This is a genomic window from Pseudomonas sp. P135 (assembly GCF_020312125.1).
Taxonomy (GTDB): Bacteria; Pseudomonadota; Gammaproteobacteria; order Pseudomonadales; family Pseudomonadaceae; genus Aquipseudomonas; species Aquipseudomonas fragariae.
On the sequence record NZ_JAGPYR010000001.1, the window covers coordinates 129018 to 143880 of the forward strand.

The 14863-nt window shown below is 58.0% G+C and carries 24 protein-coding genes; 15 read left to right on the plus strand and 9 right to left on the minus strand.

Features of this window, described 5'->3' with window-relative positions; genetic code table 11:
* Positions 1-70 precede the first annotated feature (70 nt).
* On the plus strand, positions 71-412 hold the full coding sequence (locus KBY08_RS00480; RefSeq protein ID WP_225651046.1) for a hypothetical protein: 342 nt from the start codon (positions 71-73) through the stop codon (positions 410-412).
* A gap of 147 nt (positions 413-559) precedes the next feature.
* Entirely contained in the window at positions 560-781 is a 222-nt protein-coding gene (locus KBY08_RS00485; RefSeq protein WP_225651047.1) for a hypothetical protein, read from the plus strand.
* 48 nt (positions 782-829) lie between these two features.
* On the opposite strand, the gene KBY08_RS00490 is transcribed toward KBY08_RS00485, so the two are convergent.
* From KBY08_RS00490 to KBY08_RS00525, 9 genes are all read right to left on the minus strand, one after another.
* Positions 830-1168, minus strand: coding sequence for a hypothetical protein (locus tag KBY08_RS00490; protein ID WP_057458379.1), 339 nt, complete (start codon positions 1166-1168; stop codon positions 830-832).
* Positions 1168-1539 (minus strand): chemotaxis protein, encoded by a 372-nt coding sequence (locus tag KBY08_RS00495; RefSeq protein WP_122408972.1) that lies wholly within the window; start codon positions 1537-1539, stop codon positions 1168-1170. Before KBY08_RS00495 ends, KBY08_RS00490 begins: the two co-directional genes overlap by 1 nt.
* A gap of 216 nt (positions 1540-1755) precedes the next feature.
* Positions 1756-2301, minus strand: a complete 546-nt coding sequence (locus KBY08_RS00500) for a hypothetical protein (protein WP_225651048.1) — start codon at positions 2299-2301, stop codon at positions 1756-1758.
* The gene (locus tag KBY08_RS26370; protein WP_263870032.1) at positions 2298-2429 is read right to left on the minus strand and encodes a hypothetical protein; all 132 of its coding nucleotides are present in this window, start codon (positions 2427-2429) and stop codon (positions 2298-2300) included. The genes KBY08_RS00500 and KBY08_RS26370 overlap by 4 nt, the downstream gene beginning before the upstream one ends.
* A 303-nt stretch (positions 2430-2732) precedes the next feature.
* Positions 2733-3176, minus strand: a complete 444-nt coding sequence (locus tag KBY08_RS00505; RefSeq protein WP_225651049.1) for a RusA family crossover junction endodeoxyribonuclease — start codon at positions 3174-3176, stop codon at positions 2733-2735.
* Positions 3169-3744 carry a hypothetical protein gene (locus KBY08_RS00510; RefSeq protein WP_225651050.1) on the minus strand — a complete coding sequence of 192 codons (576 nt, stop codon included), beginning with the start codon at positions 3742-3744 and terminating at the stop codon, positions 3169-3171. The genes KBY08_RS00505 and KBY08_RS00510 overlap by 8 nt, the downstream gene beginning before the upstream one ends.
* The gene (locus tag KBY08_RS00515) at positions 3737-4633 is read right to left on the minus strand and encodes a DUF1376 domain-containing protein (RefSeq protein WP_225651051.1); all 897 of its coding nucleotides are present in this window, start codon (positions 4631-4633) and stop codon (positions 3737-3739) included. Before KBY08_RS00515 ends, KBY08_RS00510 begins: the two co-directional genes overlap by 8 nt.
* A 2-nt stretch (positions 4634-4635) precedes the next feature.
* Positions 4636-4947 (minus strand): CII family transcriptional regulator, encoded by a 312-nt coding sequence (locus KBY08_RS00520; protein ID WP_057458385.1) that lies wholly within the window; start codon positions 4945-4947, stop codon positions 4636-4638.
* A 2-nt stretch (positions 4948-4949) separates the two neighbouring features.
* Positions 4950-5138, minus strand: a complete 189-nt coding sequence (locus KBY08_RS00525; protein ID WP_057458386.1) for a Cro/CI family transcriptional regulator — start codon at positions 5136-5138, stop codon at positions 4950-4952.
* 89 nt (positions 5139-5227) lie between these two features.
* Here KBY08_RS00525 and KBY08_RS00530 point away from each other — a divergent pair, with 89 nt between their 5' ends.
* From KBY08_RS00530 to KBY08_RS00590, 13 genes are all read left to right on the plus strand, one after another.
* Complete coding sequence (locus KBY08_RS00530; protein ID WP_225651052.1) at positions 5228-5944, plus strand: XRE family transcriptional regulator; 717 nt, start codon at positions 5228-5230, stop codon at positions 5942-5944.
* A complete protein-coding gene (locus KBY08_RS00535) occupies positions 5944-6417 on the plus strand; it encodes a hypothetical protein (protein ID WP_225651053.1) in 474 nt (157 codons plus the stop codon). The genes KBY08_RS00530 and KBY08_RS00535 overlap by 1 nt, the downstream gene beginning before the upstream one ends.
* Positions 6418-6750: 333 nt before the next feature.
* Positions 6751-7050: a hypothetical protein gene (locus KBY08_RS00540; RefSeq protein ID WP_225651054.1), complete on the plus strand. Its 300-nt coding sequence runs from the start codon at positions 6751-6753 to the stop codon at positions 7048-7050.
* On the plus strand, positions 7047-7304 hold the full coding sequence (locus KBY08_RS00545; protein ID WP_225651055.1) for a hypothetical protein: 258 nt from the start codon (positions 7047-7049) through the stop codon (positions 7302-7304). Before KBY08_RS00540 ends, KBY08_RS00545 begins: the two co-directional genes overlap by 4 nt.
* A 130-nt stretch (positions 7305-7434) precedes the next feature.
* Positions 7435-7851: a hypothetical protein gene (locus tag KBY08_RS00550; protein WP_225651056.1), complete on the plus strand. Its 417-nt coding sequence runs from the start codon at positions 7435-7437 to the stop codon at positions 7849-7851.
* Between the two features lie 124 nt (positions 7852-7975).
* Positions 7976-8497, plus strand: coding sequence for a zinc-finger-containing protein (locus KBY08_RS00555; protein WP_225651057.1), 522 nt, complete (start codon positions 7976-7978; stop codon positions 8495-8497).
* Positions 8494-9300, plus strand: a complete 807-nt coding sequence (locus tag KBY08_RS00560; protein ID WP_225651058.1) for a PD-(D/E)XK nuclease family protein — start codon at positions 8494-8496, stop codon at positions 9298-9300. The genes KBY08_RS00555 and KBY08_RS00560 overlap by 4 nt, the downstream gene beginning before the upstream one ends.
* An 8-nt stretch (positions 9301-9308) precedes the next feature.
* The gene (locus KBY08_RS00565; RefSeq protein WP_225651059.1) at positions 9309-10256 is read left to right on the plus strand and encodes a hypothetical protein; all 948 of its coding nucleotides are present in this window, start codon (positions 9309-9311) and stop codon (positions 10254-10256) included.
* A 6-nt stretch (positions 10257-10262) separates the two neighbouring features.
* The gene (locus tag KBY08_RS00570) at positions 10263-10463 is read left to right on the plus strand and encodes a hypothetical protein (RefSeq protein WP_057458394.1); all 201 of its coding nucleotides are present in this window, start codon (positions 10263-10265) and stop codon (positions 10461-10463) included.
* Between the two features lie 9 nt (positions 10464-10472).
* On the plus strand, positions 10473-11525 hold the full coding sequence (locus KBY08_RS00575; RefSeq protein ID WP_225651060.1) for a DNA translocase FtsK: 1053 nt from the start codon (positions 10473-10475) through the stop codon (positions 11523-11525).
* Positions 11526-11532: 7 nt separating this feature from the next.
* Positions 11533-13287 carry an ATP-binding protein gene (locus KBY08_RS00580; RefSeq protein WP_225651061.1) on the plus strand — a complete coding sequence of 585 codons (1755 nt, stop codon included), beginning with the start codon at positions 11533-11535 and terminating at the stop codon, positions 13285-13287.
* A 62-nt stretch (positions 13288-13349) separates the two neighbouring features.
* Positions 13350-13961, plus strand: a complete 612-nt coding sequence (locus KBY08_RS00585) for a 3'-5' exonuclease (protein ID WP_225651062.1) — start codon at positions 13350-13352, stop codon at positions 13959-13961.
* A gap of 50 nt (positions 13962-14011) precedes the next feature.
* A complete protein-coding gene (locus tag KBY08_RS00590) occupies positions 14012-14863 on the plus strand; it encodes a DNA adenine methylase (RefSeq protein WP_225651063.1) in 852 nt (283 codons plus the stop codon).

Below are 14863 nucleotides of genomic sequence, written 5' to 3' on the forward strand. Positions count from 1 at the left end.
ATTAGTGCTTGGTTGCCGGTATTGGTGGACTTCAATTGAGCAGATGCGCGGCGGCGGGAATATGAGACAGATGTTCAATCTATGTATCGGAGCAGCATCAATTTTGTTAATGGCCGGCTGCGATGGGGATAGTGTTAAAGATACAAGCGTCAACGAGAGAATGACTAGGGAATCTCTTTGTGTGGTTGCCTCTGAGCGTTTCGCACTCTACAAAGAGGCCGAGCGCCATATAAAACATGGGCTTGAGGCGGCGAAAGACGGCTTTGAACAGACAGGCAAGGAATTTCAATTTCTCCCAAGGCTGAATACATCTAGAGCACTTCTGGTCGGTGAGCCTAACGACTTTGTCGCACGATTTCTTGCGGATAAATGCGATACCTACCCGACCGTCGGGCAGGTGCAAGATTTCTAGAGCAGTGACTCCTATGGTTTAAAGAGAGTCATAGACAGCCACGCCAACCCCGTAAGCAATAGTCGTCACATGAGATCTCGGATGCTGGCTTGCATAGGTAGCTTGTTACAGGTATGGATAGGGGAATAAATTCTTAGGGCACTGCTAATGGATATCGTCTACATCGTTCAGCAAAAACAACGCGCAAGGGTTGTAGTGCAGGGAAAACGCTTAGGGCAACCCGTGGACCCTCTTCCTCTACCGACTTACTGCTTCAAGGCGGTGCACACCATAACTGGCGACTATGTCGCTGAGTATGAGGATGAAGCATCGGCACAAGAGCTTTGCGACAAGCTGAATTCACAGTTACCTCAGAATCAGAACAAGTAGCTGTGCATCGTCGCGCCACAAAATGGCAGTGCTTGATTTTGTGGCGCGCTAAGGCGTCTGCCGCTCTACCGCCTCGTTGACCTTGTCGGCTGCCTTGCTGGCTGCCTCAGCCGCTTCGGTGGCCTTGCCGGCTGCGCCCTCAACCTTTACAGCTGCGTCGGTCGCGGTCTTGGCCAGCTTGTTCAGTCGCATGTCGCGCTGCACTGTGGCCTCGTCATAACCCCGGCGCACTTCGGCGACCTGGGCGCTGTACCAGCTTGCAAGCGACCACTGAGAAGCACCGAAGCCCAGCGCGAACGAGCCGGTAACCAGCAGCGAGGCAATCACCCACACTTCCAGCCGACGCCACCAGCGCCGGGCGATGAAGTCTCTTACGCATCTTTCCATCAGTTGATACCTCCGAGGCGCGAACGCAGCCGAGCGATCTCGTCACTCTGCGTGGTCACCTTGTCAGTAAGCTGGGCTACCTGGCTGGTCAGGGCTTCAATTTTCCCTTCCATTCGGCCGACAGCGGCAGCGAGCTCGTTACGTTCTTTGGCGAACTGATCGGCGCGGGCCTCCGCTTCTTTGCGGGCCACACGTTCAGAGTCGAGCAGTTCGTTCAGCCTGCGGACGGTGCCGATATCGGCGTTGTCCATGGCGCGGTCGGTCGCGTCCCTGGAGAGGAATTTCCTCAACCACAGGAAGCCACCCAGCAGGATTGTGCCCGTACCGCCCAGCCAGGTAGCTGTGCCTGGGCCGAGGTCGGTTGGGTCCATCTTTACTCCGGAATAAAAAGGGCCGTCAGGGCGGCCAATGAGGAACGAGGTACGAATGAGCCCTCGCTGAACTTGGCGGTCAGAGGTTCCGAAGGCGTTGGGCGAATCGCAGGCACAAAAAAAGCCCGACCGTTAAGCCGGGCTTTTGTGGTCAATCCCCTATGTGCGCAGGAATGACAGGATGGGGTGGATAATGGCTCACTGGCTCAGTCGCCGTCAAACGCAATCTGCAATCAAAATGCCTTCAGCCTCCAAAATGTGCTGAGCTTCGGTCAGGGCCACGTCTACCGCGCGCTCAAGCCCCTTGCGAATGTCACGCCTCCAACGCTCCTGCGTTTTGATGGGATGCGGGTCCTCGCTCCAGTTGTCCATCTCGTACCAGGCGGCTGGAAGAACATTTGTACTGCGCTTGCCATCAACGCCAGGCAGCTTTGGCATGGCCCAGGTGACGATGGCGCAATGACGAAACCGCTCTGGCGCCGGAGACCGGTACTGCTTGGTGATTTCCGTGATCGCCGCGTGCTTGCGATCTGTGTGCGTGGAGAACTTCGCCACCAGCGCGCGCCAGTGCTCTGGGCTCAGCGCCTTGTGCAGGCGGCCGAAAACCCAGCAGTCGGTCAGGAAAGCCGCCTCTTTGCCGACGATCTCACCCTTCTGCTTGGCGCATTGAACCTTCTGATCAAAGTCACAGCCACCGGCCGAGTTTATGGTTTCCGCAGCAAGTGCCCGGACCACTGCTGCTACAACGTTCCGATACATCATGCCGCTTCTCCCTTCTTCAATTCTTTGTTCAGTACCGGGCACTTGCCCGTGATTTGCTTGATTTCTTCCGCGGTGCTTGTGTGCGCCTCGTCCGGTCCGCCGATCTGAGTCACTGCATCGATGCTCATGACGGCAACCCCTTGTGGCACGCTAAACATGTCATCAAGCACAAAGACCACGACGGCGCGGCAAGCCATGGTCTATCGCACTTCGCCCCGCTGCCCCCCACATAATCGCGTTAGTCATTTCAGCGATGACATGCGTAAACGCTATAACTGGTTCGCTGGCCTCGTCGAATTGGAACGGGTGTACGGCGCGCTTAACACCGAGCGTTGTCGCAGGCTCTCCTGAATGCTCGAAGTTGGCGTCGACACACACCTGCACCCAGCCATAGGCGAGGCTTTTCGTGGTCCATATCAGTTTGGGGATTGTCATGATGGCAACGCCTCGAGGGGAACAACACGCACGTACACGCCGGGCGATGAGCTGAAACGCTTGCTCAGGGAGACGTTCACAACCTGCACGTCGTCCTTGAACACGATGCCGTTGATACCGTCGCATATGGCTTTCAGGACGTTGTCAGCGTCGGGCTTCTTGGTGGGCATGACCTGGCCTGCAAGCGCCTGGGCGGTTTTCTTCTTCGACCATGACGCGGCGATAGGAACCATGATGCGCAGTTCCATCAAGACCGGTCCGGCCAGCAGCTCGCGTTCGGCCATGACCTCATGTGCCGCGATGGCAATGCGGGATTCGTAGTCGGCGGTCTTGGTCGGCGTGAACGAGCGCGCGTGGCCGTTGATGGTGGTCATACGCGGCCTACCCTTGCCGATCGGCTCACCGGGAACGAGGAAGGTAACGGGCTTCTGGTCAGACATTCGCGTTTCTCCGGATGCCGAGCTTCGCCAGCAGCATGGCGCGGCAGACCTTGGGGTCTTTGGGGATTTCAAGGACATCGAGGATGCGGTCGGCTTCCTTTCGGGAATGCTCGAGCTGGACCTGTCGCGGGTCGCGCATGCTGTCGTGGCCGACGCCGTGGGCAATCCGCCCTTCCAGCGGTTGGCCTGTCTGTGCCCGGCGCATGACGATGGCGTAGTTGCGTTCGAAGCGTTGGCGCAGCGCCTTGTCGTTGCTGTCTGATCCGTGCAAGTCAAACGTGCTGGTGGCTTCTGCAGCAATTCGAACGGCTTCGTGGGTGTACGCTCCTGACCTGGCTTCGTCCCATGCCTGCGCCTCACTCGGCAAGCCCTTGACCTGCACACACATCGCCCGAAACACGTTTACTGGTGGCGGCCAGTCGAATTCATCACCGCGCTCCATCAAGGCGTGCATACCGTTGGCGATCTGGTCCCCAGTGATGCCTGTCAAAGCCCTGGCCCATGTGTGCCCTGGCTCAGCGATCACGCCAAAGTTCGACGTCCAGCGGTGACCGTAGAATTCAGCCATCTTGATCCAAAGCTTGTCGAGCAGCGTTCTCGAGAGCATTGCGCTCTGCGATTGCGGCTCGGACACGGTCTGGAGCAGAGAGGGGGCCCTGTCGAGCAGGTCGTGGGTTGCGATCTTGGGGACCACGGCCTTGATGGCCTTGGGGATTTCCCGATAGTTCGGCGTTTTGGTTTCCATCGGTAGATCTCCCGTTGGCCTGCTGGTGGCGAAGGTCACGTTTCAAATGCTGGGCAAGTGCGTGTTCCCACTTGGCCTGGGTGCGGTGTTCGTCAGGGGATGCGATCCAGAACGACTTGAATTCGAGCAATTGCTCTTCGTCGAACTGTTGGTTGGCCATGCCGTTCATGGTCAGCATGGCGGCGAATGTCTTTTCGCAAGGGAGCCAATCCGAGTGCATGCTGAACTTGGCCCGAGATTCGAAAACGTCCTGCGCGTAGAGTGGTGGTGTATCTCTTATCTCTTCTCTTCTCTTCTCTTCTATATTCGTTGAGTTTTCGTTCAACGAGATTTCAACGGGCGTTGAACGGGCGTTCGCAGCCTTTGGTTTACGTGGCTTCGCGGCCTGCTTGCGAGCCTCTGCCGAAGCTTTTCCGGCTGCAATTCGCTGCTCTTGAACTGCTCGGAGCGCATCAAGATCTCGCTCAATTCGGTCGTGGAACCATTCGTTATCACGCTCGTTGAAAAACTCGTTCAACGACCGTTCAACGTCCGTCCAACGCTCGTTGGAAAGTCGTGCGATACGGGCAAGTCGAGACACTGGTATGGGCTTGCCGGTCTGCCAGTAGTTGAAGATCAGCAACAGGTACGCGCCATGCTCTTCGGTGGTCAGATGCATGGTGTCAGCGAGGTAGTCAGCGACGTAGAGCTGCATGTACGGGAGGGCGGCCATGATCAATCCCACCCGAGCGGGCCCGGCCGCTTTTTCTCAGCCTTCAACCCGATCTCTGCCAGAGTTTCCAGCGAGTGCAGATAGGCAGGCGTGACGAGCATCGCGGACTGAGGAACGACGCGCAGGCCGAGGAACGAAAGAACCTTGGCCCATCTTGCATACTCTCCCTCGTTCCACCTCGAAACCGTTGACTCACTCAACCCGGTTTCACGGGCTATCTCTTTCTGACCCACGGACAAAACCCGCTGCAAGATCAGGGTTTCTGTCTCCCGTGCGGTTTCGTCGCCTTCTTGGCTTAATGAGTTCGTAGACATGGTCAGGCCGCCGACTGCGATGCGCTATCCGCACCTGCTTTCAGCTTCCCGTTGGTGAGTTTTTCCAGCTGGTACTGGCGTAACTCCGGAATCTCCTCCCCCCACTGCCGCACGGCCTCATAAGTGATCTTGAGGGCCTTGGCGAGGGCGGGGATGGAGCCATAAAAATCGATAGCTTCTTGACGTTTCATAGGCACCTCCAATGCTCGTGCGTCAAATTCAAGCATGCTTGTACTTAATAAGCAAGCATGCTTGGCAAGCTAACTTGTAGATTGGCCTCATGAACATCACTGATCGAATGACAAAGCTTGTCCTGTCCCGAAAGCCTGAAACCGGCGTGCGTGGCGTTAAGAGGCTGATATCCAACTCATGTGGAGTCAGTTACGAAGCCGTGCGCCAGTGGTTCGCGGGAGACACAGGAAACATCAAGAACGAAAACTTGCTCGCCATCGCTCGCGGCCTGGACACGACTGTCGATTGGCTCCTGGATGGCACAGGTGAGCCACCGAGGCGGAATGCCATGGATAACGTCGTGCAGGGTGACTTCAAACGTCACCGAAGAGACGATGAAATTGATATCCCTCAGTACGACGTCGTTGCGTCAATGGGCCCAGGCCAGGTGCGACCGAAGGAATACATCGAGACGGTACGCAACATCACGGTGCGAACTGAGTACCTGAGAGAACAAGGGATCACGTACACGACCGGCGACAACCTTTCAGTTATCACCGGGTTCGGCGAAAGCATGGGCGCCACGTTTTCCAGCGGTGACCCGCTGATCGTTGATCAAGGTGTCAACGAAGTGGTCGTCGATGGCGTGTATGTATTCACTCTCGACGGGATGCTCTACATCAAACGCCTGCAGCGCCTGCCCAAGATGCTCCGCATGATCTCCGACAACGAAACGTTCCCGCCGTATGACATCAAAGGCGTGGAGCTGGAAACCCTCGTCATCCATGCCAGGGTGTTGCTGGCCTGGAACGCGAAGAAGCTGTGATGGGACTCATATCGAGGTGGTTTTCGCGAATAATTGTTTCAACACAGAAGAAGGAAATTCAGGCATTTATCGACGGTTTGTCGAGCATGGACAGTCAAGAGATAGGGTTTTTGCTCGCAGTAGCAACGCATCAAAGGAACATACTCGAAGAGGAAGGATTCAGGCTGATGGATCCGCTGGTTGACTACCCTAGCAATCCAACAATCGTAATTCGGTTGAGGGGCTTCATCCGAGCGTATCAGAAAGCCAGCCAGCCTACAGATGCGGCTGGAACAATGGTTTGGTTGCATACCATGCGCGTAGGCGGCCAGCACGAACTGCGAGCACTTGCTCGAAATATGTGGCGTGAGTTAGCACGTGGCATGCCTCACGTTGAGTACGCGGCCACCCAGATTTATTTGATTACGAGAAATTATCCCATCACAGCCGGTTATGAAGACTTCCCGAAAGGCCTAACCCCGGACCCCTGTTAACCCCCCCAGAGAATGCCCGCCATTGAGCGGGTTTTTTTTCGTCCCGAGGAAATAAATACAAGGATACTTGCACATGAACCACAAGCATGCTTTTATATATGCAAGTCCGCTTGCATTAGCGGAATCCGGCGAAAGCCAGCGCTCTTTAAAAACCAAACGATTCACCGCTGATGGCTTGGAAAGGCTTTGACGCGCTGGGCGTGGGCGATACCCACACTGGCTGCGCCGTATAGACCTCGGGGCCGTTGGCAATAAACGAATGCATCACCTCTGCCCGTTCGATGTTGAGCGGGTTTTGGGATGCAAACAAACGCCACATTGGAGGGCGAACACATGATCCATGAAGTGATTGTTGAGGGGTTTGTCCTTCAAGTGGACGTAACCCATTGCGAGAACAGCCCGCCCCAGCCGAACAACCGCGACAGCGACAGCGACAGCGATTGGGACTGCATGGGCACCCGAGAACTTGAATACAAGCTGCTGTCCGGCATCACCTATGACAGCAACGGTGTACGCATTGACTGCTCTGGCTGGGATTTGCGCGAGGCCGCACGGCTGCACGATGCACAGATCAGCACCGCGCTTTGGTATGAGATTGACGTCGGCGTGTTCCGGCAGCGGTGGGCAGCATGAGCCGCCAAGCCGATGCGGTGGTGATGATCGAGCGCCAGATAGCGCAGATCGGCACCTCGCAGTACCCCGATGCCGAGTTCGCCAAGGGGATGATTCAAGCCAACTACGCCCACGGCTTCATCGATGAGCGCCAGTTGGTGGATTTTGAAGACCGGGCAAACGAGGCCGCATCAAGGCGCCGCCTGGCGCTGCGCCGCGAAAGCATGGGTCGCCGACTCGGTGCCCTCAACTTGTTACACGGGGGTGCGCAGTGACGATCGTTGCCAGAGACATGAAAGGAATCATCCAAGCCCTGCATCGTCGGGGCATTTTTTTGGTCGCTGATTTGCCTGGGCCTATGCGGCTCAAGCTGAGCAAGCGCGGGATGCTTATTGCGAGGTGTGTATGAATTTCGAACGGAAAATTGTCATCACTCTTGCTGCACACGAAACCGCGCTGCAGCAGATCAAGGCGCAAACGACAGAGATTGGCGTCCACATCAATCTTTGCGAGAACGGCTACGACAAGATCGGCCCGAACGGAATCGAAGAACACTCGAAAGATCTGTCGGACGAAAAAGGCAATCGGAAAACCCATATCTGGGAAGCTTTCCAGCATCGTGAGGCTTCCAGCTGCGGCTACGGAATGGTCGGTTTGCACGTAGAAGAAATCGCCGACTTCCTTGCTGATGAGGGCTGCATCCACTGCATTAGGGCCTGGAACATCATTCTGGAGCGCAAGAAGGTAAAGCAGGAACTTCGTGGTTTCCGGCTTTCGCTTCGGGCGCTAGGAAAATCAGCAATTAAGGCCCTGATGCCATGACCCGCCACCAGCGCATCACCCGCCGCCGTATCTGGTGGGTGTCGGCTCTGACTGGCGCCCTCTTCTGCGCAATCACCCTCTTCGGCCCCGCAATCGGCGGCCTGATCACTCAATAGGTAAACCCATGCCAATCGATCGTCGGGCAAACGCCCCCGAGCGTATTGCTGCACCTGCGCCACTGCCTCACGTCAGTCGCCGTGCACTTAAACGCGTAAAAAACCCTCTTCCAGCGCCTACCCAGTGCCGCTACTGCGGCGGCGACGTGTCGCTGGTGTGCAACAGCGAAATCTATAACGGGCGCTCATACGGGGAATGGCCTTACGCCTATCTCTGCACTGATTGCAAAGCCTACGTCGGCCTGCATCCCTCGACGGATATTCCGCTGGGCACGCTGGCTACCGCCCAGCTTCGCAAGGACCGCAACACCAGCAAGGATCTGTTCCACAAGTTCAAGGAAGCCCGTGGGTTCACGCGCACGCTGGCTTATGAGTGGCTGGCGAAGGAAATGGGAATACCCGTTGACCAATGCCATTTCGGATGGTTTGAGCAAGATGACTGCGCCAACGCGGTAAGGGTTTGTGTCGATGCTCTGCCCTCTACATCTGCCATGCGTCAGGCGTTCGCGAAAGCGAGGTCCAGAGCATGAACAGAGTAACCACCGTCCGAGCCTCGTCGTGGGGCTCGTTGTTCGACTGCGCCTACAAATGGGAAGGCGTTCACCTGCTTGGCATCAAAAGCCCGAGCAGCCCACGCGCCCACCTGGGAACGTCGATCCACGCCAGCACCGCGGCGTTCGACGTGTCCCGCATGAACGGCAGCAACCTGAGCGCTTACGACACCGCCGAGCTGCTCATCCACACGCTGCGCAACCCTGACCGTGAAGTCGATTGGAAGGCCGACAAGCTGACCATTCAGGAGGCCGAGCGCATCGCCCTGCCCTTGCACACGAAGTACTGCAACGAGGTCAGCCCGCGCTACGAATACCTAGCAGTCGAGCGCACAGCCACGCCGCTGGAGATTGATTGCGGCGGTGGCCAGATCATCCGCCTGACCGGCCAACTTGACCGGGCGCGAATCTGCAAGACCGGCGACGGCAAGGGCATCGCTGACGTGAAGACGGGCGGCGCCGCCGTCAGTGAGGGTGTGGCGAAGACGAAAGGCCACGCCGCGCAGATCGGCACCTACGAAATTCTTGAAGAACACACGACCGGCGAACCCTGCACCGCACCGGCCCACATCATCGGGCTGAAAACGAAGGGCAAACCGGAAGTCGGCATCGGCGAGATTCGTAGCGCCAAGCAAATGATGGTCGGCAACGAAGACTTTCCCGGCCTGATCCAGATCGGCGCCGAAATGTTCCGCACCGGCCTGTTCCCACCCAACCCCCAGAGTTTCCTATGCAGCGCGAAGTATTGCCCGCGCTGGTCAACCTGCCCCTACCACGAATGAGGTCCACCATGACGCAACCCACCCAACTGGCGCAGATGCAGACCAGCGCTGTCGCCGCGCCAAAGAATGATGCCCCGATGTCGCTGCTGACCGGCTCCGGCTTCGAACAACTGCAGCGTGTTGCCAAAGCGCTCGCCGGTTCCACGTTGGTGCCAGTCCAGTACCGCGCCTTTGCCGAAACAAAGGAATACGGCCGCGTCACTGGCCATGTGCCGAACCCTGCTGGCCTGCCCAATTGCGTGGTAGCGCTGAACATGGCGTTGCGCATGGGCGCTGACCCGCTGATGGTCATGCAGAACCTTTACGTGATCGAGGGCCGGCCGTCTTGGTCAAGCCAGTTCATCATCGCGATGCTCAACAGCTGCGGTCGTTTCAGCCCGCTGCGCTTTGACCTGAGCGAACCAGGAAAGGCTGAGGAGCTGACCTACAGCGCCACGTTCTGGAAAGAAGGCAAGAAGGTCACAGAGCAGCGCAAGGCGAAGATCAAGCACCAGACCTGCACCGCCTGGGTGATCGAAAAGGAAACCGGCGACCGGCTCAACGGCCCGACCATTTCCATGCAGATGGCCATTGATGAAGGCTGGCTGACCAAGAACGGCAGCAAGTGGCTGACGATGCCGGAAGTGATGTTGCGCTACCGGGCAGCAAGCATGCTGGGTCGGCTCTACGCGCCCGAGCTGCTGATGGGCCTGCAGTCGCGCGAAGAGGTCGAGGACTTCATCGACGCCACTGCAGATGGATCTGGCACCTACTCGGTGGACATGAACGACCTGCGCAACAAAGAGCCCGAAGCGCCTTCGATCGTTGAAGAGGACGGCGAATCGGTTGACAGAGAAACCGGCGAAATCGTTACAGACGCGGCGGAAAACGCGACAGAAACCGCTGATCCTGCAACAGAAACCGCCGAAACCGCGACATCCGAGCCTGCCGACACTGACGGCCTGGCTTTCGAGTAACCCGCCATGGCCGCCCTATCCGTCGAAGAACAATACGACCGGGTTGAGGAATTCGCCGTGCTGTTGGCCGCCGCCGAATTGCTGGCGGCCAATGACTGGGAAGTGACCTTTACCGACGACATTCGGGCCGGCTTCAAGCGCCACGGCCCGCGCACCCACCTGAGCCCAGCACAGCGCCAGACGCTGGAGCGCATCGCCAATAACTGAGGAACACCCATGAAGATGGAACACAAAGACATCATCGATCGCGCCCGCATGCACGGAGTAATGCCGTCTATGTTGGCGCACGAACTGTTGGTGCACGACCTGGTCAACGCGGCCATGTTCGAACTGACCAACATTCACTCCCCTTACAGCAAGCTGAATCAGGGTCAGCAGCAGGAAGTGATCGACCGCATCACCGACAAGGCCAAAGAGGCCGCGCACACGGCGGTGGCAATTATCGCCTCGCGTAACGTCATCACCATCCCCTGCAAGATGAAGCAGATTCAGGTTACTGAAAAGACCCTGACAGTTACGTCGCTGGTTGATGCCAAAGACCCCGCCCGCCACGGGCTGACTGACAGCGCCGGGCACCTGTGCCTACTGGTGCTGGCCCCCGACGATTATGAGGAAGGACTCGACTTCATCAACCCGGATCGCGATCAGAGCGAACTGCCGCTGCATGCCAGCGACTTGACGGGCAACCTGTTTGATCGCGGTACCGGGCCTGATGAAGGCGCAAAAACGGACTACACGCCGCTGGCTGATCCGTTCTATGACAAGGCGGTGACCTTTGTTCTGTCCACCCGCCGCGCAACAGCATCGTCTATCCAGCGCGCGCTGGATATTGGCTTTACCCGTGCCGCCGCGCTGCTGGACAAGATGGAACAGGCTGGTGTCGTCAGCCCTATCGATCACACCGGCGACCGGGTCGTGCTGCTGAACCCCGCGGGAGAGCAGAAGCTCAGCGTTGTTGATGCCGATCTGCCCGACGACGTTGTAGACGCCTCGTTCGATCAGAACAGCCAGGCAAGCAAGTTCGCAGAGGTCGGCAAGGAGTTCGGCGATTACACCTACGAAGACGCCAGCCAGCTGGTTGTGCTGCACGCCACTACCGTGGACGTGGCATGGCTGCAGCGTCGTCTGGCCATTGATAGCGATCAAGCCACCACCCTGCTGCTGCGCCTCGTCGACAACCAAGTCATCGAGCTGGAAACCGAAGCCGAGCAGTCCATTGATAACACCTACAAGGTCATTGCCGAACTCGGCAGCCTTTGCGTGGAGTAACGCCAGCATGAAAATCGAATCGATCTACATCGAGAACTTCCAAGGTCTGAGCAACGCCAATCTGGAGCTGACTGCGCCCATCACCATGGTGTGCGGTCATAACGGTGCTGGTAAATCCAGCCTGAAAGAGGCCATCGGCCTGGCACTTGGCGAAGCCGCGCGCGTCGCCAAGAAGGGCGACTACAAGATGCTGATCACCGAGGGCCAGAAGAAAGGCCAGATCATCATCGGGCACGACGGCGCGGCCAGCACCATCACCCTGCCCACCGGCAAGGGCGAGCGCACCGACGTGGATGGCCAGGAGTATCTGCCCTTCGTGCTGAACCCGGACGCATTCGCCAAGTTGGACGACAAAGCCAAGCGTTCGCTGTTGTTCGCGCTGACCAAATCCAGCGCCAAACCTGCGGTCGTGGCCGAGAAGCTGCTGGCCAAGGGTGCCGACGCGAAGAAGGTCGAAGCCATCAAGCCGTTGCTGTTGAGCGGCTTTGCTGCTGCTCAGGAACAGGCCAAATCGAACACCAGCGAAAGCCGGGGCGCGTGGAAAGCCATCACCGGCGAGGCTTACGGCACTGAAAAGGCTGAATGCTGGGCTGTCTTCATCGACGAAATGCCAGAGGGCGTGGCTGAGGTGACTCAAGCGGACCTTGAAGCGGCGCAGGCAGAACAGGGCAAGGCCGCGATAGAGATCGACAAAGGCAACCAGTACCTGGGCGAGCTCAAGGCGAACCTGAATGCCAGTGCCAACTGGGCTACGCGTAAAACAGACCTTGAAGAGAAAGCGAAACTGCTGGACCGAGAGCGCGCGAAGCTGATCGCAACCGAGGAATCACTGGCAGAGTGGCAGCCAAAGCTCAAGCAATGGCAGGACGCTGTCCAGGCGTACAACGGCGAATCACCGTGTGAGTGCCCGAGCTGTCACGTCAAGTTGAAGGTCGTGGGCCAGCAAGTTGAAGTGTTCAAGGGCAAAACTGCCGACGCCAAAAAGCTGACCGAGGCTCAGGCGGAAGTGAAAAAGGCCGCCGAGGCCGTTAGGCTTCTTGAAAGCACGCGTAACAATGACCGGCTGCGCATCGACGCCGCCCTTGCCGCTCAGCGAGACTTGGCGGCTCACATCGCGATCACGCCGCAAAGCTCCAGCGAAGCCGATATTACTCGTTGCGAAAAAGCCATTCAGGCGCAGCGCGATGTCCGAACCCGCGCCGAAGCAAAAGCGACTATGGTCCGGGATCGCCTGAACACCATCGCCAACGCGAGCAAAATTGCTGCTGATGCTGCCAGGCACCATAAAGACGTGCTGGACTGGATTCTGATCGAGAAGGCCCTTGCGCCTGACGGCATCCCCGGTGAAATCCTTGCCGGTGCGCTGCAGCCGATCAACAACAGCCTGAAACGTCTGTCCACGCTCGCTGGCTGGCCGGTCACTGCTATCGGCGGCGACATGGCAATCACTGCAGGTGGCCGCGCTTACGTGCTGCTTTCCGAGTCTGAGCGCTGGCGGTGTGATGCGCTTATCGGCACGGCCATCACCATCGCGTGCGGCCTCAAGCTGATCGTGCTGGACCGCTTCGACGTACTGCTGCCAACCGTTCGCGGCCAGCTGTTCGGCATGCTCATGTCCCTGGCTAAGTCCGGCGATATCGAAACCGCCATCGTTTGCGGCTCGCTCAAAGAGAAACCCGCCAAGCTGCCCGCGGAAATCAACGCGGTATGGATCGAAGGCGGCGTTGCCGGCGGCGACATCCAGTTGCAGCAAGCCAGCTAATCCAACCCACGCAACACCACAGAGCGCCTACGGGCGCTTTCTTTTCGCCTGGAGAAAATTAAATGTCCCAACTGATCGCTTTTTACGACACCGAAACCACCGGCCTGCCGCTCTTCAAAAACCCAAGCGATGATCCGCGCCAGCCGCACCTGGTCGACATCTGCATCCTGCTCTACACCCCTCAAGGCGAACTGGTTGACTCGTTTGAAACGATGATCAAGCCGGAGGGCTGGGTGATCCCCGACGAAGTGGCCGCGATCCACGGCATCACCACGGAAATGGCGCTCGAGCATGGCATCCCTGAACAGGAAGCGCTTGGCGGTTTTCTGCGCGTCTACGAACAGGCCGGACTACGGGTCGCGCACAACGTCAGCTTCGATGACCGAATCATGCGGATCGCCATCAAGCGGTTCATCGGCGAGCAGGCAGCGGACGAGTTCAAGGCCCTGCCGAACTACTGCACCTGTCAGTCGAGCAAGAACATCGTCAAGTGCCCGCCCACCGCCAAGATGATCCGTGCAGGCTTCGACAAACAGTTCAAGGTTCCGACCGTGGCCGAGGCCCTGCGCCACTTCACCGGCGAAGAACTGGTCGGTGGCCACCGCGCGCGCCCGGACACCGAGGCCTGTGCCCGCATCTACTTCGCAATGAACCCGCCTGCGCAGGTGGCTTGACCTGAAAGCAGTGCGCTGGCCGCGCCAGCGCACAGTCGATCGAGAAGAAAATGACAATCACCGCCCCGGTAATGCGCTACCACGGTGCCAAGTTCCGGTTGGCGTCGTGGGTCATCAAGCACTTTCCGCCCCACACTTGTTACGTCGAATCGTTTGGCGGCGCCGCTGGAGTGCTTATTCAAAAGCCTCGAGCCTACGCCGAGGTTTACAACGACCTCGATGGAGACGTGGTCAATCTATTCAGGGTCCTGCAGAACCCCATTACCCGCGCCGAGCTGCATGAACAGTTGGTTCTTACACCATATGCCAGGGCCGAGCTTGAACAGGCATGGCTGCCTACTGATAACCCGATCGAACGAGCGCGCCGAGTAGTTATCCGCGCAGAAATGGGATTTGGATCAGCAGGCGCCACGAAAGGCCATACCGGTTTTCGTGTCGACACCAAACGAAAATACGGAACCGCCCAGGCTCTATGGGCAAGTTATCCGGAACGAATCGCCGCGATCGGTGAGCGTTTGACAGGCGTCCTCATTGAGAATCGCCCTGCCGCTGAGGTGATGCAGGCTCACGACGGCGTAAAGACTCTTCACTTTGTTGACCCGCCATACCTGCATGAGACACGCCATATCGGCGCGAACTACGGCAGGGCCTACCGCCACGAAATGGACAATGACCAGCACGTCGAGCTGCTGGCCACCGTCCGCGACTTGAAAGGGATGGTTGCTCTGTCCGGATATTCAAGCGAGATCTACAACGACACGCTGGAAGGCTGGACTTGCCATAGCACCTCATCGCGCATCAGTTCTGGTCGAGGGTCCGCTGTTCGACAGGAATGTATTTGGCTCAACCCCTCCTGCTCCCGATCAATCAGCCAGCCAGGACTGTTTGGCGAACTCGCATAA